General features: G+C 69.8%; 24 protein-coding genes. 13 read left to right on the top strand and 11 right to left on the bottom strand.

Annotated elements, in window-relative coordinates; genetic code table 11:
- Positions 1-132: 132 nt before the first annotated feature.
- The gene (locus DS837_RS07375; RefSeq protein WP_149164153.1) at positions 133-1,635 is read right to left on the bottom strand and encodes a hypothetical protein; all 1,503 of its coding nucleotides are present in this window, start codon (positions 1,633-1,635) and stop codon (positions 133-135) included.
- 230 nt (positions 1,636-1,865) lie between these two features.
- Between DS837_RS07375 and rpmH the strand changes: the two genes are divergently transcribed.
- The 6 genes from rpmH (at position 1,866) to DS837_RS07345 (ending at position 6,652) form a co-directional block, all read left to right on the top strand.
- Positions 1,866-2,000, top strand: coding sequence for a 50S ribosomal protein L34 (rpmH, locus tag DS837_RS07370; RefSeq protein ID WP_014239280.1), 135 nt, complete (start codon positions 1,866-1,868; stop codon positions 1,998-2,000).
- 5 nt (positions 2,001-2,005) lie between these two features.
- Entirely contained in the window at positions 2,006-2,488 is a 483-nt protein-coding gene (gene rnpA, locus DS837_RS07365) for a ribonuclease P protein component (RefSeq protein WP_149164152.1), read from the top strand.
- The gene (gene yidD, locus DS837_RS07360; RefSeq protein WP_079285227.1) at positions 2,485-2,805 is read left to right on the top strand and encodes a membrane protein insertion efficiency factor YidD; all 321 of its coding nucleotides are present in this window, start codon (positions 2,485-2,487) and stop codon (positions 2,803-2,805) included. Before rnpA ends, yidD begins: the two co-directional genes overlap by 4 nt.
- 27 nt (positions 2,806-2,832) lie before the next feature.
- Positions 2,833-4,572, top strand: a complete 1,740-nt coding sequence (gene yidC / locus DS837_RS07355) for a membrane protein insertase YidC (RefSeq protein WP_149164151.1) — start codon at positions 2,833-2,835, stop codon at positions 4,570-4,572.
- Between the two features lie 144 nt (positions 4,573-4,716).
- The gene (gene yihA, locus DS837_RS07350) at positions 4,717-5,379 is read left to right on the top strand and encodes a ribosome biogenesis GTP-binding protein YihA/YsxC (RefSeq protein WP_035674103.1); all 663 of its coding nucleotides are present in this window, start codon (positions 4,717-4,719) and stop codon (positions 5,377-5,379) included.
- A 4-nt stretch (positions 5,380-5,383) separates the two neighbouring features.
- Positions 5,384-6,652, top strand: a complete 1,269-nt coding sequence (locus DS837_RS07345) for a cation:proton antiporter (protein ID WP_149164150.1) — start codon at positions 5,384-5,386, stop codon at positions 6,650-6,652.
- A gap of 18 nt (positions 6,653-6,670) precedes the next feature.
- Here DS837_RS07345 and DS837_RS07340 read toward each other — a convergent pair whose 3' ends face one another.
- Entirely contained in the window at positions 6,671-6,916 is a 246-nt protein-coding gene (locus DS837_RS07340; RefSeq protein WP_145701079.1) for a hypothetical protein, read from the bottom strand.
- A 170-nt stretch (positions 6,917-7,086) separates the two neighbouring features.
- Between DS837_RS07340 and argB the strand changes: the two genes are divergently transcribed.
- From argB to DS837_RS07325, 3 genes are read left to right on the top strand one after another with little or no spacing between them, the layout of a single operon-like run.
- Positions 7,087-7,986, top strand: coding sequence for an acetylglutamate kinase (gene argB, locus DS837_RS07335; RefSeq protein ID WP_149164149.1), 900 nt, complete (start codon positions 7,087-7,089; stop codon positions 7,984-7,986).
- Between the two features lie 24 nt (positions 7,987-8,010).
- Positions 8,011-8,322, top strand: a complete 312-nt coding sequence (locus DS837_RS07330) for a hypothetical protein (protein ID WP_149164148.1) — start codon at positions 8,011-8,013, stop codon at positions 8,320-8,322.
- Between the two features lie 14 nt (positions 8,323-8,336).
- Complete coding sequence (locus tag DS837_RS07325) at positions 8,337-9,320, top strand: magnesium transporter CorA family protein (protein ID WP_149164147.1); 984 nt, start codon at positions 8,337-8,339, stop codon at positions 9,318-9,320.
- Between the two features lie 15 nt (positions 9,321-9,335).
- Here DS837_RS07325 and DS837_RS07320 read toward each other — a convergent pair whose 3' ends face one another.
- From DS837_RS07320 to DS837_RS07280, 9 genes are all read right to left on the bottom strand, one after another.
- On the bottom strand, positions 9,336-9,596 hold the full coding sequence (locus DS837_RS07320; protein ID WP_149164146.1) for a hypothetical protein: 261 nt from the start codon (positions 9,594-9,596) through the stop codon (positions 9,336-9,338).
- Between the two features lie 88 nt (positions 9,597-9,684).
- Entirely contained in the window at positions 9,685-10,227 is a 543-nt protein-coding gene (locus DS837_RS07315) for an MAPEG family protein (protein ID WP_149164145.1), read from the bottom strand.
- Positions 10,228-10,233: 6 nt separating this feature from the next.
- Complete coding sequence (locus DS837_RS07310; RefSeq protein WP_145625456.1) at positions 10,234-11,190, bottom strand: acetyl-CoA carboxylase carboxyltransferase subunit alpha; 957 nt, start codon at positions 11,188-11,190, stop codon at positions 10,234-10,236.
- A gap of 87 nt (positions 11,191-11,277) precedes the next feature.
- Complete coding sequence (locus tag DS837_RS07305; RefSeq protein ID WP_170295775.1) at positions 11,278-12,138, bottom strand: DMT family transporter; 861 nt, start codon at positions 12,136-12,138, stop codon at positions 11,278-11,280.
- 73 nt (positions 12,139-12,211) lie between these two features.
- Positions 12,212-12,694: a DUF29 domain-containing protein gene (locus tag DS837_RS07300; protein ID WP_149164143.1), complete on the bottom strand. Its 483-nt coding sequence runs from the start codon at positions 12,692-12,694 to the stop codon at positions 12,212-12,214.
- Between the two features lie 65 nt (positions 12,695-12,759).
- A complete protein-coding gene (gene aceB / locus DS837_RS07295) occupies positions 12,760-14,364 on the bottom strand; it encodes a malate synthase A (protein ID WP_149164142.1) in 1,605 nt (534 codons plus the stop codon).
- A gap of 142 nt (positions 14,365-14,506) precedes the next feature.
- Entirely contained in the window at positions 14,507-15,550 is a 1,044-nt protein-coding gene (xerD, locus tag DS837_RS07290) for a site-specific tyrosine recombinase XerD (RefSeq protein ID WP_149164141.1), read from the bottom strand.
- Complete coding sequence (locus DS837_RS07285) at positions 15,547-17,472, bottom strand: hypothetical protein (protein WP_149164140.1); 1,926 nt, start codon at positions 17,470-17,472, stop codon at positions 15,547-15,549. Before DS837_RS07285 ends, xerD begins: the two co-directional genes overlap by 4 nt.
- Before the next feature lie 91 nt (positions 17,473-17,563).
- A complete protein-coding gene (locus DS837_RS07280; protein ID WP_237904351.1) occupies positions 17,564-17,752 on the bottom strand; it encodes a hypothetical protein in 189 nt (62 codons plus the stop codon).
- A 200-nt stretch (positions 17,753-17,952) separates the two neighbouring features.
- On the opposite strand from DS837_RS07280, the gene DS837_RS07275 reads away from it, so the two are divergent.
- The 4 genes from DS837_RS07275 (at position 17,953) to DS837_RS07260 (ending at position 21,064) form a co-directional block, all read left to right on the top strand.
- The gene (locus DS837_RS07275) at positions 17,953-18,585 is read left to right on the top strand and encodes a shikimate kinase (protein ID WP_149164139.1); all 633 of its coding nucleotides are present in this window, start codon (positions 17,953-17,955) and stop codon (positions 18,583-18,585) included.
- 7 nt (positions 18,586-18,592) lie between these two features.
- Complete coding sequence (gene aroB / locus DS837_RS07270; RefSeq protein WP_149164138.1) at positions 18,593-19,729, top strand: 3-dehydroquinate synthase; 1,137 nt, start codon at positions 18,593-18,595, stop codon at positions 19,727-19,729.
- A 113-nt stretch (positions 19,730-19,842) separates the two neighbouring features.
- Positions 19,843-20,328, top strand: a complete 486-nt coding sequence (locus DS837_RS07265) for a CBS domain-containing protein (protein WP_149164137.1) — start codon at positions 19,843-19,845, stop codon at positions 20,326-20,328.
- Positions 20,329-20,452: 124 nt separating this feature from the next.
- Positions 20,453-21,064, top strand: coding sequence for a DUF2889 domain-containing protein (locus DS837_RS07260; protein ID WP_149164136.1), 612 nt, complete (start codon positions 20,453-20,455; stop codon positions 21,062-21,064).
- The last annotated feature ends 32 nt before the right edge of the window (positions 21,065-21,096 follow it).

Here is a 21,096-nt window from a genome sequence, read left to right as displayed (position 1 = left end):
AACTCCGCAGATAAGTACTTGAGAAGACTGGATTCCCGCCTTCGCGGGAATGACGATGAGAGAGGTGAGGTTCAGTCGGATAATGAATGAGGTGAGCGAAGTTAGCGCCTATGAGCCCCCTACCCCATCCCCCTAAGCCGACGTCCGCGCCAGATGGTGCCCGATCGCCGTGCGCAGCTTGTTCAGCCGGCGCGGCAGCTTGCGGAGCTGGCGCAGCACGGCGGGCTGCGGCGGGTTGATCGGCTCGCTCAGCAGATCCGGGGCCATGCGGCGGATCAGTTCCGCCTGATGCTGGCTGGAGCGCCGGACGTCCACCGGCATGGCCAGGGCGATCGCCAGGAAGTCCGCGCAGTTGCCGACTTGGAAGAGCTGCCGCCCGGTCAGGTCCACCCCCTGGTCGATGGCCGACAGCCAGCCGGCCACCCGCTGCTCCAGATAGAAGCGGTCGCGCAGGTCCATCGCACCGCCCGGCAGGACGTCCGGCGTCTTTACCACCCAGGCCAGCCATTCGCGCAGCGCCTCGCAATGGGACGGCGGGTTGTAGAGCTTGCCGCGGAAGGCGTCGAACATCCGGGCGGCGGTGTCCTCGCCATCGGCGGCAAGGCCTGGCGGGATCTGACCCCAGTAGAAGCAGCGCGCCACCTCGAAGACGCCGCCGTGCAGGACGACGGCGCCCTCCGGCACGCCGTCCCAGGCGCCGTTGGCGTAGAACTCCCCGTCCATCGCCGCGGTGTGCCCGCCGGTGTGGGCGGCGTAGTCGCGCGCACGCTGGGCGTCCAGCGGCGGGCAGGGGATCAGGTGATGCTCCACCCCGGCCAACAGGGCCAGCTTCGGCGGCAGCTTGCGGTCGCCCGGCGTCAGGTCGCGGTGGTCGAAGGTGAAGGTGGCGAAGGGCACCTCGGCCTTCTGCGCCGCGGCCAGCAGCAGCCGCGTGTCGTAGCCGGCGGTCAGCTGGAGCATCAGCGGACGGTTGCCGCCCTCCGGCCCCGACAGGGTCCGGTGCAGATTGCGGATGGCGGTGACCAGGATGGATTCCATGCGCTCATAGGCGAGCGAATCGGAAAATCCCGGCGGAACCGCCGGGAAGGGTCGGCGGAAGGTCAGGAAGCCCGGATCGTCCATCGGGCGGGCGGGGTCGAGCACCTGGGTCGGCAGCAGCCGGCGCACCCCCGCAAGCCCGGAGCCGGGCAGCGGGTACCAGTCCAGCCCGGCCTCGTGCGCCAGCGGGCGGCGGAAGCTCGCCTCCTCGCCCAGCAGTTCGGCCATCACCCCGGCGCTGGAGGCGAGGGTCAGCGCGCCGTCCACCATCCCGTAGAAGCAGCCGAGCGTCCCGCCGGTGTCCAGATGAACCGCCCGGTTGTTCAGCAGCAGCCAGCGTCCTGTCCAGGAACGGCACAGCTCCGCGATCTCCCCGGCGCGACACGCGGCCAGCGCCTCCACCGGGTCGGGACGCGCCGGGTCGGTCTGCACGGGAAGCCCCAGCAGATGCCAGACCGTCTTGTCGGCGCCCAGCACGCGCCGGACCGGCAGGTCGGGACAATGGGACAGGACGAGCCCGCCGATGTCACGGCTCACCCATTCCGGACGGAGCGCGTGGGTGTTTTTGGACACGATGAATTGCCGCCGGTGCAGCATGCCGACTTCCCCCGGACCTTTCGCGAATGTCAGGGGGTAAACACGCCGCACGGCAAGGGAGGCAGGGCCCTACCCCTTTTCACCCTCCTTTGCGCCACCCTTCTTGCCTTTGCCCATCCGAACGGAGAATATTTCCCACGCTTGGGTGGCAGCGCGTGATTGACTCCGGGGGTCGGTACCTCTATACAGCGGGGCTCATTTTTTGCCCTGAGATCGAGGAGTATGGTGCCGTGAAACGCACGTTCCAGCCCAGCAAAATCGTGCGCAAGCGCCGGCATGGCTTCCGCGCCCGCATGGCGACCGTCGGTGGCCGCAAGGTGATTGCCCGCCGTCGCGCCAAGGGCCGCAGTGTCCTGAGCGCCTGATACGCATGGCGGCGCCGGACCCCAGGGTCGGGCGCCTGAAGCGGCGGCCGGAGTTTCTGGCCGTGGCCGGTACACGGCGCAAGCATGTGGCTCCCGGCCTTATCCTGCAGGTGCGCCGACACGACGAACGGCAGCGGCCCGCCCCTGGCGAGCCGCCGATTCGTCTTGGCCTGACGGCGAGCCGCAAAGTGGGGAACGCGGTCGTGCGCAATCGCGCACGCCGCCGCCTTCGCGAAGCGGCACGCCAAATTCTGACCGCCCACGCGGCCCCCGGTCACGATTTCGTGCTGGTGGCCCGCGCCGCGACGGCCGAAAGGCCGTGGACGGAGCTGGTGGGCGATCTGATCGCGGCGCTGAAACGCCTCGGTCTGTGGCGCGACGCGTCCAAGAACGAGGTGCCCAAGAGCGAGGTGAATGGCGGGCCAAACGCCGTCATACCCAACGGCGGGACCGGCAACGGTTCCGGCGGCGGGGAGGCCGGCGCGTGAGCCCGCTCGCCTATTTTCTGCGCGCGCTCGTGGTCGGCTATCAGTGGACCCTGTCGCCCTTCATCGGGTGGCACTGCCGATTTCAGCCGACCTGTTCAAACTATGCGCTGGATGCGCTATCTAAGCACGGAGCGATCCGGGGCAGTTGGCTGACCGTCCGGAGGCTTCTGCGCTGCCATCCCTGGGGCGGGTGGGGATATGATCCCGTGCCCGAACCGGGGCGGTCCACCCGCTGTTCGCACGGGCCGGACGACGCGGCGCATCGATGCAGCAATTCGCATGCCGGCCTGAAAACCGGCGTTCGGCCCCCTTCTTAACAGAAGGCCCACGGCAACCGGGATGCCATGACCGATCAACGCAACCTCATCCTCGCGATCGCTCTGTCGATCGCCATCCTCCTGGGATTCCAGTATTTCTACGATGGACCCCGGGTGAAGCAGCAGCAGGCTGCGCAGCAGGCCGCCCAGACGGAGCAGTCGGTCGCCCCCGGCGCCGCGCCCGCGCCGGGCGCCGCTCCCGGTTCGGTCCCCGGCACGGCGGCTCCCGCCACGGTCCGCGACCGCGCCGGCCTGCTCGCCGAGCAGATGGCCGCCGGAACGCGCGTCAAGATCAACACGCCGTCGCTGCACGGATCGGTCAATCTGGTTGGGGGCCGCATCGACGACCTGACGCTGGCCGACTACCGCGTCACCCCCGATCCCAAGAGCCCGGAAATCGTGCTGCTGGCCCCCGCCGGCACGCCCGAGGCCTATTACGCCGAGTTCGGCTGGGTTCCGGAGGACAAGTCGCAGCCGGTCCCCGGCGCCGACACCCGCTGGACCGCCGCCGGCACCGCGCTGACGCCGGACCAGCCGCTGACCCTGACCTGGGACAACGGCAAGGGCCTGGTGTTCGAGCGCACCATCGCGGTCGATCAGAACTTCATGTTCACGATCACCCAGAAGGTGCGCAACACCGGCTCCGCCCCGGTCAGCCTGCTGCCCTACAGCTTGGTCAGCCGCGCTGGCACGCCGCACACCGACGGCTACTACATCCTGCATGAAGGCCCGCTCGGCGTCTTCGACGGCAAGCTGAACGAGCACAAGTACGACGATCTGCGCAAGGCCGGCACCGTCTCCGCCCAGAGCACGGGCGGCTGGATCGGCATCACCGACAAGTACTGGCTGGTCTCGCTGGTCCCGGACCAGAAGGCTCCGATGACCGCCCGCTTCGTCCACTCCGCCCCCGGCGGCACCGACCGCTATCAGGTCGACACGCTGGGCAAGGCCGTGGAGGTCGCCCCCGGCGCCACCGTCGAGTTGACCGACCGGCTGTTCGCCGGCGCCAAGCAGGTCCGCCTGCTGGACGACTATTCGGACAAGCTGGGCATCGCCAACTTCGACCTGGCAATCGACTTCGGCTGGTTCTACTTCCTGACCAAGCCGTTCTTCTACGGGCTGGACCTGCTGGGCCGCCTGTTCGGCAACTTCGGCATCGCCATCCTGGTCTTCACCGTGATCATCAAGGCGGCCTTCTTCCCGCTGGCCAACAAGTCGTATCACGCGATGGCCAAGATGAAGAAGCTGCAGCCCAAGATGATGGAGCTGCGCGACCGCTTCGGTGACGACAAGGTCCGCCTGAACCAGGAGATGATGGCGCTCTACAAGCGCGAGAAGGTCTCGCCGGTATCGGGCTGCCTGCCGATCCTGATCCAGATCCCGGTCTTCTTCGCGCTGTACAAGGTGCTGTTCGTGACCATCGAAATGCGGCACGCGCCGTTCTTCGGCTGGATCCACGACCTGTCCGCGCCCGATCCGACCACCATCTTCAACCTGTTCGGTCTGATCCCGTGGCAGCCGCCGCACATCCTGATGCTGGGCCTGTGGCCGATCATCATGGGCATCACCATGTACTTCCAGCAGAAGCTGAACCCGGCACCGCCCGATCCGGTGCAGCAGAAGGTGTTCCAGTTCCTGCCGATCATCTTCACCTTCATGCTCGCCAGCTTCCCGGCTGGTCTGGTGATCTACTGGGCCTGGAACAACACCCTGTCCATCGCCCAGCAGTGGATCATCATGCGGCAGGACGGTGTGAAGGTGACCTGAGGGTTCTCTTCACCTGACACCCGGCCTCCCTGACTTCAGGGCATTGACCGCCGGCAAGCGCCTCCCTTGACGGGCGTTTGCCGGCGGTTATGTTTTGGGCCGGTCACGTTCATCCGCACCCTGTGTCTTTCGAAAGCGCCGTCCATGACCTCTTCCAGCAGCTCCCCGATCTCCGGTTTCGACGAGGAGGCCCTGGAAGCGGGGCGGCTTCTGTTCGCCAAGGAATGCGATTTCATCTGGGGCGCCCAGACGGCGGAGCAGTTGCCGGAGGCCGACCTGCCGGAGGTCGCCTTCGCCGGGCGGTCCAACGTCGGCAAGTCCAGCCTCGTCAACGCGCTGACCGGGCGCAAGACGCTGGCCCGCACCTCCAACACGCCGGGCCGCACCCAGCAGCTCAACTTCTTCAACCTCGGCAACCGGCTGAAGCTGGTCGATATGCCCGGCTACGGCTACGCCAAGGAATCGAAGGAGAAGATCGAGATCTGGAACGACATGGTCCGCCGCTTCCTGCGCGGCCGCGTCACGCTGCGCCGGGCGCTGGTCCTGGTCGATTCGCGCCACGGGCTGAAGCCCAACGACGAGGAGATCATGACGATGCTCGATCAGGCGGCGGTGCCCTACGTCGTCGTCCTCACCAAGTCGGACAAGGTGCGGTCGCAAGAGCTGGCCGAGGTGAGCAAGCGCACCGTGGCCGCCATCAAGAAGCACCCTGCCGCCTTCCCGGAGATCCACGCCACCAGCGCCGAGAAGGGCCAGGGCATCGCCGAGCTGCGGGCCAGCCTCGCCCAGCTCGCCAGCCTGGGGTGACCCGATGCCCGTCGAGCTGACGCCGGCGCTGCTGTTCCTCCTCCAGGCCATCCTGCTGATCGCCGGCCCGTTCCTGCTGTGGCGGCTGTCCGGCCTGAAGCATGTGGCCCCGATGGTGGTGATCCAGATCCTGTTCGGGATCGCGCTCGGCCCGTCGCTTCTCGGGCAGGCCGCCCCGGACCTCTGGCAACCGCTGTTCGCCAGGGAGTCGCTGGCGCCGCTCTCCGGGCTGGCTCTGCTCGCCGTGGTCTTCTTCGCCTTCCTGACCGGGCTGCATCTCGACCTGGAGGAGTTCAAGGGGCGCGGGCGCGCCTTCGTCGGAATCAGCCTGTCGAGCATGATGGTGCCGACCCTGCTCGGCGGGGCGCTCGGCTGGTGGATCGTCGGCGCCTTTCCCGAGATGGCCGGGCCGAAGGCCGACCCGCTGCTGTTCGCCGCGGGATTCGGCATCTGCGTCGGGGTGACCGCCCTGCCGGTGCTGGGGGCCATCCTGCGCGAGATGGGGCTGATCGGGGAGAGGGTCGGGCGGCTGGCGCTGGGCTACGCGGCGGTCAACGACGCGCTGCTGTGGCTTCTCATCACCGCCGTGCTGGCCCTGGCGGCGGGGGGAAGCGGCGGATTCGCCGGAGTGGCCTGGATCGCCGTCCTCGGCTTCGCCTATCTCGCCGCGACCGAGCTGTTCGCCCGCCCGCTGCTGACCCGGCTGATGAACCGCATCGCCCCGGACGGCGCGGTCGGCGACATGGTGGTGGTGGTCACCTGCGCCGCCCTGCTGGGCTCCGCCGCGGTGACGGAGCTGATCGGGCTGCACTACATCCTGGGCGCCTTCGTCGCCGGCACGGTCATGCCGCGGCGGCTGGCGGCGGCCATCCTGGACCGGCTGGAGCATTTCGCCACGCTGATCCTGCTGCCCTTCTTCTTCACCCTGACCGGACTGAAGGTCGATCTCGACCTCGCCGCCTCGGCGCAATGGTGGGTCTTCGCGCTGGCGACCGTGGCGACCATCCTCGGCAAGGTCCTGGGCACCGCCCTGCCCGCCCGGCTGTCGGGTGAGAGCGCCGCCGATTCCTGGCGCCTCGGCACGCTGATGTCCTGCAAGGGGCTGATGGAGGTCATCGTCCTGACCATCCTGCTGGAAGCCGGGGTGCTGTCGGACGCCTGCTTCTCCGCCATGGTGCTGATGGCGGTGGTGGTCACCGCGCTGACCCAGCCGATGACCCTGCTGGCCGGGCGGTTGGCCGGCCGCCGGGCGGGCCACGCCGGCACAGCCTGACTCGTCAGCCGGGCTGCCTCAGCCTGGCTTGCGCACGTTCCCGGTCACCACCGGATCGGCGCCCGGCCCCTCGGAATCCAGCCTGCCCGACCCGGCCTTTCCACCCCCGCGGGCCTGCTCCTTCAGCGCCTTGTTGGCCTCCGTCACCTCCTGGGCGTCGGGGGAGCCGTAGATCTCCTCGGCCCGCCGGGCGGTCTCCTCCATCTCGGCCTTGTGGGCTTCGGTGAAGGGGTTGCGCGGCGTCGGCATGATGCGGTCGTTCATGGCACCGTCCTTTGCGGTTCATCCTACCCTGGGCGAACCGCCGGGCACGGCCAAGGGTTCCCGGACGCGGCGCCCACCTGAAAAAGCCCCCTAGGCACCCCCCGCGCTTTCCGTTAAAGAGTCGGCGGAATCTCACCCGATTGGCCCACCCCGACGAACGGCTCCATCCCGTGCAGAACACGACCCGCGACGAGTGGCTCGCCAAGGCCCGCACCCTGTCCGAAGCCCTGCCCTACATGCGCCGCTACGCCGGGCGCACCTTCGTCATCAAGTACGGCGGCCACGCCATGGGTGACGACAGCCTGGCGGAGAAGTTCGCCCGCGACATCGTCCTGCTGAAGCAGGTCGGCATCAACCCCGTGGTCGTGCACGGCGGCGGCCCGCAGATCGGGCAGATGCTGCAGCGGCTGGCCATCAAGTCCAGCTTCATCGACGGCCTGCGCGTCACCGACAAGGAGACGGTCGAGGTGGTCGAGATGGTGCTGGCCGGCTCCATCAACAAGCAGATCGTCGCCGCCATCAACAACGCGGGCGGCCGCGCCGTCGGCCTGTCGGGCAAGGACGGCAGCCTGATCACCGCGCGCAAGCTGCGCCGCACCCAGCGCGATCCGGACAGCAACATCGAGAAGGTGCTGGACCTCGGCTTCGTCGGCGAGCCCTATCAGGTGAACCCGCAGATCCTCACGTCGCTGGCCCAGTCGGACATCATCCCGGTCATCGCCCCGATCGGCTTCGACCGCAACGGCGACACCTACAACATCAACGCCGACACCGCGGCGGGCGCCGTCGCCTCGGCGCTGGGCGCCACCCGCTTCTTCCTGCTGACCGACGTCGCCGGCGTTCTGGACAAGACCAAGGAGCTGGTGCCGCGCATGTCGCTGGACCAGGCGCGCGCCGCCATCGCCGACGGCACCGCGACCGGCGGCATGATCCCGAAGATCGAGACCTGCATCGACGCCGTCGAACAGGGCGTGGACGCCGCCGTCATCCTGGATGGCCGGGTGCCGCACGCCCTGCTGCTGGAGATCTTCACCGAGGGCGGGGCCGGCACGATGATCGGCCGCGAGTGACCGGGTAAGCGAAGGGGACCCGCCATGTCCGACGTGCGCAAGGACCTGCTCCGCCAGATGAAGGCCATCCGCGAACGGATGGACCCGAAGCTGCTGGAACGCGCCAAGCTGTCGGTCTTCGGCAAGGTCCCCTACGACCGCGACTCGGCGAAGGAAGCCGTCGGGCATTTCCTCGACTCCAAGGACGACGGCGGGGCTTTCCGGCGCAAGCTGGAGGCCGCGCTGCGCGAGGACGGCGCGCCCGTCGACCTTCCGGAAGGGGAAGCCGGACGCGGCGACAGCCCCGCCGAACCGCCCCAGCCGCGCAAGCCGCGCCGCTTCGGCCGCCTCCTCTAAGGCGGACCGCCGCCATGCTCCACGTCTTCGCCTGCGACGGTGACCGGCTGCGCTGGGCCCGCGAGGCCGAGGGCGTCCGCACCCCGTTGCCCACTGAGGCCGTCTGGCTCGACCTGCAGAATCCGACTCCGGAGGAGTTGGCCCGCGCCGAGGCGCTGATGGGCATCAAGCTGCCGACTCGGGAGCAGATGGCGGAAATCGAGGAATCGAGCCGCCTGCGCCTCACCCCCGGCGCCGTGCACATGACCGCCCTCGTCCTGGTCTGGGCCGACACCGACCAACCGCGCATCGTCCCGGTCAGCTTCGTCCTGGCCGGCGGGCGGCTCGCCACCATCCACGCCGTCGATCCGCAGCCCTTCCTGGCCTTCCGCCGCCGCGTCACCCGCAACGGCGGTACGGAATTGACGGCGGAGGCGGTGCTGGCCGCCCTGCTCGACGGGGTGGTGGAGCGCACCGCCGCCGTCCTGCGCCGCGTCGGGCTGGAGCTGGACACCATGGGCAGCCGCGCCTTCCGCGGGCGCGCCCTGCCGGTCAAGGGGGAGCGGCGGGACGACACCCGCACGCTGAAGCGCATCGGTCACACCGGGCACCTGATCGGCAAGGCGCATGTCAGCCTGTCGACTCTCAACCGCCTGCTGACCTTCCTGGCCCGTGGCGAGGGCTGGACTCCGGCCAAGCGGACCCGGCGCTGGGCGCGGGCGGCCTTGCAGGACGTGACGGGGCTCGGCGAGTACGCCCAATTCCTGTCGGGGAAGGTCAGCCTGCTGCTGGACACCACGCTGGGCCGCATCAACGTCGAGCAGAACGAGATCATCAAGATCGTCTCGATCCTGACGGTCACCCTGTTCCCGCCGACCCTGGTCGCCAGCATCTACGGCATGAACTTCGCGACCATGCCGGAGAAGGACTGGACCTTCGGCTATCCGCTGGCGGTGATGCTGATGATCCTGTCGGCGACGCTGCCGATGATCCACTTCAAGCGGCGGCGCTGGCTGTAGGGACCGTTCCGGGGGTCAGCCGAGCCGGGAAGGCGCCGCTTCCGTCACCCGCGCCTCGCCCAGCTTCTCCCGTGTTTCGGAGAACTGCCTGCGGACTTCGATCCACTCCTTGAGGATTTTCCCCACCGCGAAGACGAGCAGACCGTGTGCGGTGGTGATTTCCACGCCGATCAGGTCCTCCAGCATGGTGTCGAACAGCTCCAGCAACGCCGTCAGCAGAAGGATCGCGGACAGAGCGATTTGAAGCAGCGAAGGGCAGCGGACAAGGAGGCTCATCGGTTTCACCGGCAATCGGACGGCATACGGCGAAATCTATGACACAAGCCGGAGGCGTTGGGGAGCGGGGTTGTGGCCGTTCCGCGTCTTAAACGATGGCGAGCACCAGCGCCCAACCGAGCACGACGAGGTTGACGGTCAGCGTGACCGCCATGCCGGGGGCGCGGGCGTAGGGGTGGATCACGTAACCCGCCCAGAACAACAGGCGGCCCAGCACGAACAGCGCGGTCGCCAGCCGGGCGAACCCCAGGTCGGGCAGCGGCATCTGCGCCACCAGAGCTGCCAGGGCGGGCACGAAGATCAGCGTCTGCTCCACCGTGTTGGTCAGCACGCGCTGGCTGACCCGGTGGAAGCGCGACTCGGCGTCGTCAATCGGGTTCAGGGCGACGGAGCGGGCACGGGCGACCAGCACCCCGCCCACCGTCAGGAACAGCACCAGCGCCGGCCAGAGAACCAGCCGCCCCCAGAAGGCCATGCGCGCCCCCGGATCGGCGATGCCGGGCGGCGGAGCGAACAGCGGGGGCAGCAGCCACAGGGCCAGCAGCGCCACGACCACCGCGGCGAGGTTGACGATGGCCGCCAGACGCAGAAGACGGGTCTTGGAGGGACGGGTCTCCAGCGGGGCGGCCATGGCGTCTTACCCCAGGCCCTTCTGGCCCATGTCGAGGAACTTCTGACGGCGCTGGGCGCGGATCGCCTCGCCGTCCAGCCCGTCGAGATCGCCCAGCGACTCCTCGATGGCGTCGCCGAGGGCCTTGACGGTCTCCGCCGGGTCGCGGTGGGCGCCGCCGATCGGCTCGCTCACCACCCGGTCGATGACGCCGAGTTCCTTGAGGTCGTGGCTGATCAGGCGCAGCGCGACGGCGGCCTCGCCGGCCATGTCGGGGTTGCGCCACAGGATCGACGCGCAGCCCTCCGGCGAAATGACGGAGTAAATGGCGTGCTCCAGCATCAGCACCCGGTCGGCGGTTGCGATGGCGATGGCGCCGCCGGACCCACCCTCGCCGATCACCGCGGCCACCATGGGCACGGACAGGCGCAGGCAGCGCTCGATGCTCTTGGCGATGGCCTCGGCCTGGCCGCGCTCCTCGGCCTGGACGCCGGGGAAGGCGCCGGCGGTGTCGACCAGCGAGACGACCGGCAGTTTGAAGCGGTCGGCGAGGTCCATCAGGCGCTGGGCCTTGCGGTAGCCCTCGGGCTTGGCCATGCCGAAGTTGTGGCGCACGCGCGTTTCGGTGTCGTGGCCCTTCTCCTGCCCGATCACCACGACCGAGCGGCCGCGGAAGCGGCCCAGCCCGCCGATGACCGCGCGGTCTTCGGCGAAGCCGCGGTCGCCGGCCAGCGGCGTGAAGTCGTCGATCAGCCCCTTCACATAGTCCAGACAGTGCGGACGGTTGGGGTGGCGGGCCACCTGCACCTTCTGCGCCGGGGTGAGCTTCGCGTAGGTCTGCCGGAGGAGCTTGTCGACCTTGGTCTGCAGCTTCGTCACTTCGTCGGCGATGTTGATGTCGCCGGCGTTGGTCAGATGGCGCAGTTCCTCGATCTTGCCTTCAAGCTCGGCGATCGGCTTTTCGAATTCCAGGAAGGTTTGCATGCCGGAAGGATCACGGACCGAATAGGATAGGACGCGGACGTCGCGGACCGGCCTTGGTACCACGGTGCGCGGCGGCGATGCCACAGCTTATCGCGCGAATCGCCGGCCAAAACTGACCAGAAGCACGCCCAGGACGATCACCGCCGCCCCGCCCCACACCCAGGGGGAATAGCGCTCGCCGAACAGCAGCGTCCCGGTGCCCAGCCCGACGGAGGTCGCCACGTAACCGATCTGGCTGAGATAGACCGGCCCGGCGACGACCTGGAGCCGGAAATACAGCACGTAGGTCAGCGCCGTCACCGCGATCTGGAGCAGGGCGAGCCCGGGTGCCCGGCCCAGCGCCGGCAGCTCCGCTACCGCTCCGGTTGCGAGCAGCGCCAGCAGGACCCAGCCCGCCCCGCCCAGCATGGTGCCGGCGGCCAGCGCCACCGGCTGACTGCCCGGCGGCCAGGCCACGGTGCGGTAGACGTTGCCCGCCGCGACCGACAGCGGCATGACGAAGGCCAGCGCCATCCAGCCCGCCAGATCGGGCGAGGGCAGGCTGCCGCGCGGCCCGACGATCATCAGCGCCCCGACGAAGCCCAGAAGGATGCCCGCCACCCGCCCGCGGTCGGGCGTTTCGATGCGCACCGCCACGGCCATCAGCAGCGTCAGGATCGGCGGCAGCGTGTAGACCACCGCCGACAGCCCGGCCCCCAGCCACGGCATGACGAAGAACAGCACCACGTTGGGCAGCGCCATGGACAGCAGCCCCGACACCGCGAAATAGCGCAGGTACCGCCCGGTCAGCGGCATCGCCTGGCCTTTGACGCGCGCCAGCCCGGCCAGGATCACCCCGGCGCCCAGCATCATGGAGAAGGCCCAGGGCAGCGGCGGCACGCCGGCCGCCTGCGCGATCTTGGTGACCGGAAAGATCACGCCGATCAACCCGCCGACCAGGAGCAGCAACGCAAGCGATTCGGCCCCGCGCGACGTCGGCGGAACGGTGGAGGGTTGGGAGGTCAATGTCAGATACGCAATGTCAGATCGGCGGGGTCCGGGAGCTGCGGCGCCAGCCGTCCTCCAGATCGTCCGGGAAGGCCGGGTCGAGGGTCTGCTCCACCGTGAAGGGACTGTCCTCGGGGAAACGCTCCAGCGGCAGATCGGTTTCGCGGGCGGCCTCACGCCGGGCAAGCCGGTAGGCCTTGGCGAACAGCGCGGGCAGCTTGGGCGTCAGGCTGGGGTTGTCCTCCAACACGAGGGCCGCGTTGTCCCGCTCCCGCTGGATGCTGTTGCGCCAGCTCCGCGACCGGCGGGCGGGTTGTTCCTGCCATTTCAGGAGATGCAAAAGAATCAGGCGCAGGCAGCTTCGCAGACGATCGGCCTCGCTGCGGCCCATGCTCTCGATCTCCTCCGCGAGGTTTTCGGCGTCCACTTCGGACAGCTTGCCGGCGCGCAGAAGCCCGGCCTGCTCCTGCGTCCAGCCGTAGAAATCGTCCCCATACGCGGCGGCGTTGCGTCCCATGGCGGCCCCTTCGGGTGATGTGCCGACACCAATATGGTGAACACGCCGTGGGCTTGGCAACGCCCTCACGCCCCTTGCGCGACGATGCGGTCGTAGGCGGGCAGGGTCAGGAAATCCACGAAGTCGTCGCGCTCCACGAGGTCGCGCAGCATCACCGCGGCGTCCTCGTACAGGCCCCGCTCGAAGGCGCGGTCGCCGACGCGGGCCTTCCAGGCGGCCAGCTCCTCGGCGATGGTCTCGTCCACCAGCTCCATGGTCACCGGGCGCCCGTCGTCGAGCGCGGCTCCGTGATGGACCCACTGCCAGAGCTGGGTGCGGCTGATCTCCGCGGTGGCGGCGTCCTCCATCAGGTTGAACAGCGGCACGCAGCCGATGCCGCGCAGCCACGCCTCCAGATAGCCGATGGCGACGGCGACGTTGTTGCGCAGGCCGCGCTCCGTCTTCGGCCCCTCCGGGACGGCCAGCAGGTCGGCGGCACTCACCGTGACGTCGGCGCGCTTGCGGTCGATCTGGTTGGGCTTGCGCATGTAGGCGTCGAACACCTCCCGCGCGACGGGGACGAGGCCGGGATGGGCCACCCAGGTGCCGTCATGGCCGTTGGACACCTCCCGCTCCTTGTCGGCGCGAACCTTGGAGAAGGCCGTCTCGTTGGCCGCGGGGTCGTCCTTCACCGGGATGTAGGCGGCCATGCCGCCGATGGCCGGGGCGCCGCGGCGATGGCAGGTCCTGACCGCCAGCAGGCTGTAGGACTGCAGGAAGGGCGTCGCCATCGTCACCTCCGCCCGGTCGGGCAGGACGGCGGCGGGGTCGTTGCGGAATTTCTTGATGAAGCTGAAGATGTAGTCCCAGCGCCCGCAGTTCAGCCCGGCGGAATGGTCGCGCAGCTCGTAGAGGATCTCGTCCATCTCGAAGGCGGCCAGGATGGTTTCCACCAGCACCGTGGCCTTGATCGAGCCGTGCGGGATCTTGAGATAATCCTCGGCGACCGAGAACACCTCGTTCCACAGCCGCGCCTCGAAATGGCTCTCCAGCTTCGGCAGGTAGAAGTAGGGGCCGGAGCCGCGGGCCAGAAGCTCCCGCGCGTTGTGGAAGGCGTAGAGGGCGAAGTCGAACAGCGCGCCGGACACCGGTTCGCCATCGAACCGGACGTGTTTCTCCTCCAGATGCCAGCCGCGCGGGCGGATCTTGAGGACCGCGGTCTTGTCGTTCAGCCGGTACTTCTTCCCCGACATAGGGTCGTCGAAGGCGATGGTCCGGCGCACGGCGTCGCGCAGGTTGCTCTGCCCCTCGATCAGGTTGGTCCAGGACGGGCAGCTCGAATCCTCGAAATCGGCCATGAAAACCTTCGCGCCGGAATTCAGCGCGTTGATGATCATCTTGCGGTCCACCGGCCCGGTGATCTCCACCCGGCGGTCGAGCAGGTCGTGCGGCAGTGGCGCGATGGTCCAGTCGGCCTCGCGGATGGCGCGGGTCTCCGGGAGGAAGTCCGGCTTGTGCCCCTGGTCGATCAGCGCCTGCCGCTTGGTCCGCACGTCAAGCAGGCGCAACCGCTCCGACCCGAACCGGCCCTCCAGCTCCGCCAGGAAGGCCAGCGCCTCCGGCGTCAGGATCGCCTCGAAGCCCGGGTTGATCGGACCCAGGATCTCAAGCCCGGAGATGGTCGTGGCCATGCGGTTCCCCCAGTTCGTCGCGAGGGCGGTCCGGCGCGCCCCGCCGGCCAACCCCATTGGACCAAGGGCTATACCACAGCGGGAGGAGCCGCCATAGCCGGATTGGTATCTTTTGAAAGGAGCAACCCCTTTTAGCGCAATACTATTGCGTACGAACGGTTTTTCGCCGGGCCAGCGGGTGATGCTCGTGCACGACCTGCTTCAGCCGCTCCGACACCACGTGGGTGTAGATCTGGGTGGTGGCGATGTCGGCGTGGCCCAGCATCTTCTGGACCGAGCGCAGATCCGCCCCGCGGTCGAGCAGGTGGGTGGCGAAGGCGTGGCGCAGCACGTGGGGGCTGACCTTCTCCGGGTCGATGTTCGACTCGATGGCCAGCTCCTTCAGAAGCTGGGCGAATCGCTGGCGCGTCAGATGGCCGTTGGTGGAGCTGCGTGACGGGAAGAGGAAGGCGATCGGCCCGTTCTCCCGCCCGGCCAGGATGAAGTGGCTCCGCCAGGGCAGATAGGCGCCGAGCGCGGCGGAGGCCGGTTCGGACAGCGGCACCATGCGCTCCTTCCCGCCCTTGCCGCGCACGATCAGCCCGCGCCCGTCGCGCAGGATGGCCGCCATCGGCAGGCCGACCAGCTCCGACACGCGCAGGCCGGTGGCGTAGAGCACCTCCAGCAGGGCGACCAGCCGCAATCCCTCCGGCCCGCCGCGGGTCTGGGCGGAGTCGATCATCCGGGTGACCTCCTCCACCGTCAGGATCTTGGGCAGCGGGCGCCCCTGTTTGGGGCTGTCCAGCGCCGAGGCCGGGTCGTCCACCCGCCGGTCTTCCGAGACCAGGAAGCGGTAGAACTGGCGCATCGCCGACAGGCGGCGGGCCAGCGTGCGCGGCGCCGGCTTCTGCCCACCCTCCACATATTGGAAGGCGAGGTAGGCGCGCAGATCCTCCGTCCCCGCCTTCTCCAGCGGCTGGCCGCGCTGGGCCAGCCAGAGGGCGAGGTCGGCGAGGTCGCGCTCGTAGGCCATGCGGGTGTTGAGCGCGGCCCCGCGCTCCGCCGTCAGCATGTCCAGGAAGGCGTCGACATGGGGCGAGGTGGCGATCGGGCGCGGTTTGCAGGGGCGCCCGCGCCGCTTCGGCCGGGTTTGCGGCTGGGCTTGCGGCTGGGCTTTTGGCGGGGTCGTTTTGGGCATGGGACTCATCCGGCCAGGGCCGCGGCGGCTTCACGGGCGATGGCGCGGGCATCGCTGTCCAGACCCACGGCGCGCAAGGCCCCGACCACACGCGCCACCACCGCGGGCGGCGTGCCCGCCGGCCCGGCGTCGCCGAGCAACAGCAGGGCGGCCAGCGCCGTCTCGCCGACGCGCCGGTCGGCGGCGGCCTCGACAAGCCGCTGCCACAGGGCGGGGTCGGCGGTGGGGGGACGGGCATCCGTGGGCGTGGGCGCCGTCTCCTCGGGGTCGGCGGTCTTGCGCCACGCCTCCTCCGGCACGGCGACGCCCATCGCCTGGAGCAGGGCCAGCTGCCCGGCGACGCGACCGCGGGCCTCCGGATCAGCGCCGCGCAGCGACTCGTCCAGCCAGCCGGCGAGGCCCAGCGCCCCACCGCCCGGTGGCGGACCCAGCGCGATGACGGCGAGCGGCCACAGCCGCGCCACCTCCGCCGTCGGGCGGCTGCGCAGGGCGAGGTCGTACCAGCGCTTGCCCTTGTCGGCCCGGCCCAGCGCGAAGCAGAGCCGCGCCGCGGCGGGGGCCAGGGCGGCGGCGTCCGGAGTCGGCGACAGGGTGTCGAGCATGTCCGCCACCACCGCCCCCACCGGACCGCCCAGCATCGGCGGGTCGAGAAGCTCCAGCGCCAGCCCGGCCAGTTCCACCCGCCGCCCGCCGCCCATGGCGGCGAGCATGGCCTGCTGCACCAGCGCGCGGGTGCGGGCGGTGCGGTCGCGGGCCGCGGCGTCCTTCAGCCGCAGAAGCTCGTCGCCCTTGGCCGGGGCGGCGCGGTACGCCTCCGCCAGCCGCCGGGAATCGAGGAACAGGGCGACGGCGGCGCGCTCCGCCGCGGTCACCCGGGTCGCCGGGTCGGTGCCGCTGTTGGACGCCACCGCGGCCAGACGGGCCGGGTCGGTCAGGGACAGCACATCCGGCGGCAGCGCGGCCTGGAGCGTCCGCAGGGCGGCCAGGGTCAGCGGGCTGGGGTCCTTCAGGCTGCGCAGCCGCAGCGTCGGACCGCCGGCCATCGCCTCGGCCACCCGCAGGAAATCGGCATCGCCGCCCGGCTGCTCGCGCAGCATGTCGAAGGCGAGGTCGTCGCCCGCCGGGGCGGCCCCGGCCTCGGTGGGCATTCCCCCGCCGATCCGCCCGGCGCGCAGGCGGCAGAACAGCTCCACCCGCTGCCAATAGGGGCCGGAGAAGGGCTTGGCGCGCTCCGTCGCGGCGGCGCAGTCCAGCGGGCCGGCGAGCAGTTCGGCGTCGGTCAGGGCGCGGGCGGCGGCCTCGTCGACCGTCATCGCCTCGGGAAGCAGCGCGGCGAGGTCGGCGGCGCCGCGCGGATCGCCCATGGCCGCCAGTTTCTCCACCCGCAGCGCGCCGAAGCGGCGCGCCGGTTCGGGCTCGCCGGGAGCGGCGGCGGGCGAGCCGCGGCTGAGCAGCAGGCGGCGCTGCAGCTCCTTCACGGCGGGCGACGGGGTGAGGGTGGGCAGTTCCGGCAGCAGGGCCAGAACCTCGGCGCGCGGGATGCCGCGCCAGGCGTCGCCGCCCAGCCCGGCGGCGCCCGCCAGAGGACCGGCGCCATCGGGGTCCAGCGGCCCCAGCGTCTCCACCGCAATGGCCGAGGGCGACGCGACGGTGGGCACCACGTCGAAAGACGGCGAGCGGTCGGGCGCCGGAGTCAGGATCGGCGTCAGGGGGAGCGGCGCGGCGGACGGCCCCGGCGACGCCAACGGATCGTCCAGCACCCGCCCGGCCCCTGGCTGGACGCCGGGATCGGCCTCGGGCGCGGCCAGCCTATCCGGTGGCGGAAACAGGCGGATCGGCGGCCCGGAGGGCACGGCCTGGGCCAGCGCGGGCGTTGCCGCAGCCGCCAGGGCGCCGGTCAAAACCAAGCCGAGAGAGACGACGGCAAACATGGAAACGGCGCCGGCACCGGCCCTTCCGCCCCGTGACGGAGCGGCGAACCGGCGGCGGCGCCCAGCGGCGTCCCCGTCGGCGTCCCCGGCGTCAGCGGGGGAACCGCTCATCCGGAATGACCTTTTCCACCGTCTTGGACGGTGCCGGCATGTCCCAGGAGGCAAGGAAGGCCATGCCACCCCCGATGACGAACAGGAACAGGACGAAAAGAATGGAAATAACCCGGCTCATGGCGATCGGAGTCGTGTTTCTGTGGAAGGAACGGCGGCGCTGTATCACGGTCTGCGTCCGTGCGGCTTGGGACAAGGGTGCGCTTTCATGCTAATCATCGCACACCGTCCGCACCGCTGGCCCGATGGCCGATGAACGCCGGACGTACCACTTTAGCCACGGGGGCGCCGCTGTGCAACATGCGCAGGCCCCTGCGACCGAATCGAACACCGGCACCCCGGTCTCGCATCAGGAAAGTTCACAGCACCATGACCGCCCGCCTACCACCGCAGGGACAACCGCAAGCCCCTTCGAAGATTCTGCCGAAGACGGTGGTGCTGGTCGGCTTGATGGGCGCCGGGAAAAGCGCGATCGGGCGACGGCTGGCCGCGCGGCTGCACCTGCCCTTCGTCGATGCCGACACGGAGATCGAGACGGCGGCGGGCTGCTCCATCGCGGAAATCTTCGCCCGCGACGGCGAGGCGGTGTTCCGCTCGGTGGAGCGGCGGATCATCACCCGGTTGCTGACCGAACAGCCGGTGCACATCCTGGCGACCGGCGGCGGCGCCTTCATGGACCCGGAGACGCGCGCGGCCATCCGCGCCCACGGCCTGTCGATCTGGCTGCGCGCCGAGCTGGACGTGCTGCTGGCCCGCACGGCGCGGCGCACCCACCGCCCGCTGCTGAACGCCGGCGACCCGAAAGAGATCCTGAGCCGGCTGATGACCGCCCGCTACCCCGTCTATGCGGATGCCGACCTGACGGTGATCAGCGACGAGCGCCCGCCGGAGGCGACCGTGGAACAGGTGATCGAGGCGCTGGAGGCGCATTTCGGCATCACCCTGCCCCACGCGCACCACCATCATCACCGCCACCCGGCGCACCACCACGACAAGCCCTGATCCCGCCATGACCTCCTCAGACACACCCACCGTCACAGACACCGTCCGCCTCGACCTCGGTCCGCGCAGCTACGACATCCTGGTCGGCGATCGGGTGCTCGACGGCGCCGGACCGCGCATCGCCGCGATCACCAGGGGCAAGGCCCCCATCGTCGTCACCGACGAGAACGTCGCTCCGCTGCACCTGCCGACGCTGGAACGCACGCTGCGCGAATCCGGCATCGAGCCGACCCAGGCCATCGTCCTGCCGGCGGGCGAGAAGACCAAGGACTTCGCCCATTTCGAACGGCTGATGGATGCCGTCCTGGCGCGCGGGATCGAGCGGTCGGCGGTCCTGCTGGCGCTCGGCGGCGGTGTGATCGGCGACATCACCGGCTTCGCCGCCGCTTCGGCGCTGCGCGGCATCGACTTCATCCAGGTGCCGACCACGCTGCTGAGCCAGGTGGACAGCTCGGTCGGCGGCAAGACCGGGATCAACAGCCCGCACGGCAAGAACCTGATCGGCGCCTTCCACCAGCCGCGTCTGGTCATCGCCGACACCGCCACGCTGGACACCCTGCCGCGGCGCGAGGTGCTGGCCGGCTACGCCGAGGTGGTGAAGTACGGGCTGATCCGCCTGCCCGGCTTCTTCGCCTGGCTGGAGGCGAACGGCGAGCGGGTGGTCGCCGGCGACAGCGACGCCCGCCGCCACGCCGTCACCGAAAGCTGCCGGGCCAAGGCCGCCATCGTCGGCGCGGACGAGCGGGAGAGCGGCGACCGCGCCCTGCTGAATCTCGGCCACACCTTCGGCCACGCGCTGGAGGCGGCGACCGGCTTCGGCTCCCGCCTGCTGCATGGCGAAGCGGTGTCGATCGGCATGGTTCTGGCCTTCGACCTGTCGGTGCGGCTGGGCTTGTGCCCGGCGGCGGACGCCGAGACGGCGCGCGCCCATCTGGCCCGCGTCGGCCTGCCGGTCCGCCCCACCGACATTCCAGGCGTGGAGTGGGACGTCGACGGGCTGATCCTGTCCATGGCCAAGGACAAGAAGGTCAAGGACGGGCGCATCGCCTTCGTGCTGGTGCGCGCGCTGGGCGACGCCTTCACCCGGAGCGATGTCGATCCGGCGGTGGTGCGGGCGCTACTGGAGGATGCCGTCGCGCCCTGATGCGGTGCACCATAAGCCCTTGACCGTTGGAGTGGCAAACTGTCAGACTTCACGACAGTTCCGATTCGCGTCCAAGGCGCAACGGAGTGCCGACCCATAAAGGGAGAAGGGACATGCCGAACCGCAAGCTCATCCCCGACGTCATCAAGGATCAGCAGCTCGTCTGCCTGTCCCCGGAGGCCAGTGTCCACGACGCCACCGTTCTGATGGCGGAACGCCGCGTCGCCGCCCTCTTGGTCACCCAGGACCAAGCGGAAGGCGGCCGGTCGCTGAAGGGCATCTTCACCGAGCGCGACCTCGCGGCCCGCGTCGTCGCCGCAGGGCGCGATCCGGCAGCCACCCGGCTGGCCGAGGTCATGACCGCTTCTCCCGACACGCTGGGGCCGGACGCCCACGCCTACGAGGCGTTGGACCTGATGGAGCGCCACCACTACCGCCACCTGCCGGTCACCGCGAACGGCGAGTCGGACGGCACGGTGATGGGCATCGTCTCCATCCGTGACCTGTTCGCCGTGGTCCGCGCCCATCTGGAGGACGAGATCCGCGACCGCGAGGCCTTCATCTTCGGATCGAACTACTCCGCCAGCGCTCCACCCTGATCACCGAACCGGTAATGCTGCAATGCGGCGGAGCCGGCTTGACCTGAACGCTGGCCCCACCGATATTCCCGGGTACGCCCCAACAATCAGGCCGTCCGAACTAGGCCGAACGTCAGAGAGTCCCATGCCGCTGTCCGAACCCGCCGCGCGCGAACCGATCCACACCCGGGAAGTCACCTGCCGGGGCTATCGGCGGACCGATGGGCTGTGGGATGTCGAAGGCCATCTGACCGATGTGAAGAGCTACGCCTTCCACACCGAACAGCGCGGCCAGATCCTGCCCGGCGACCCGGTGCACGGCATGTGGCTTCGCCTGACGGTGGACAACGACCTGACCGTCCATGCGGTGGAAGCGGTGACGGAGAAGAGCCCCTACCGCACCTGCGGCTCCGTCACCCCCAATTTCCAGCGGCTGGTCGGGCTGAAGATCGGTCCGGGCTGGACCCGCACGGTGAAGGAGCGGCTGGGCGGCATCCAGGGCTGCACGCATCTGGTGGAGCTTCTGGGGCCGATCGCCACGACCGCCTTCCAGACCATCTATCCCATCCTGGCGCGCGAGCAGGCCGACAAGGCCAGGGCGGCCGGCGGCGAGGCGGGCAGCAAGGAGGACATGCTGCGCACCAAGCGCCCGGTGCTTCTGAACACCTGCCACATCTTCGACAGCAACGGCGAGGTCGTGCGGAAGAACTGGCCCGACCACTACACCGGCGACCGTCCGCGCGACGCCGCGGACTGAGGCGGCGGCCGGGTCGGCCGGGAATCCGGTCG

The sequence above is a fragment of the Azospirillum brasilense genome, from assembly GCF_008365405.1.
Taxonomy (GTDB): Bacteria; Pseudomonadota; Alphaproteobacteria; order Azospirillales; family Azospirillaceae; genus Azospirillum; species Azospirillum brasilense_D.
This window is presented reverse-complemented; position numbering and strand designations above follow the sequence as displayed.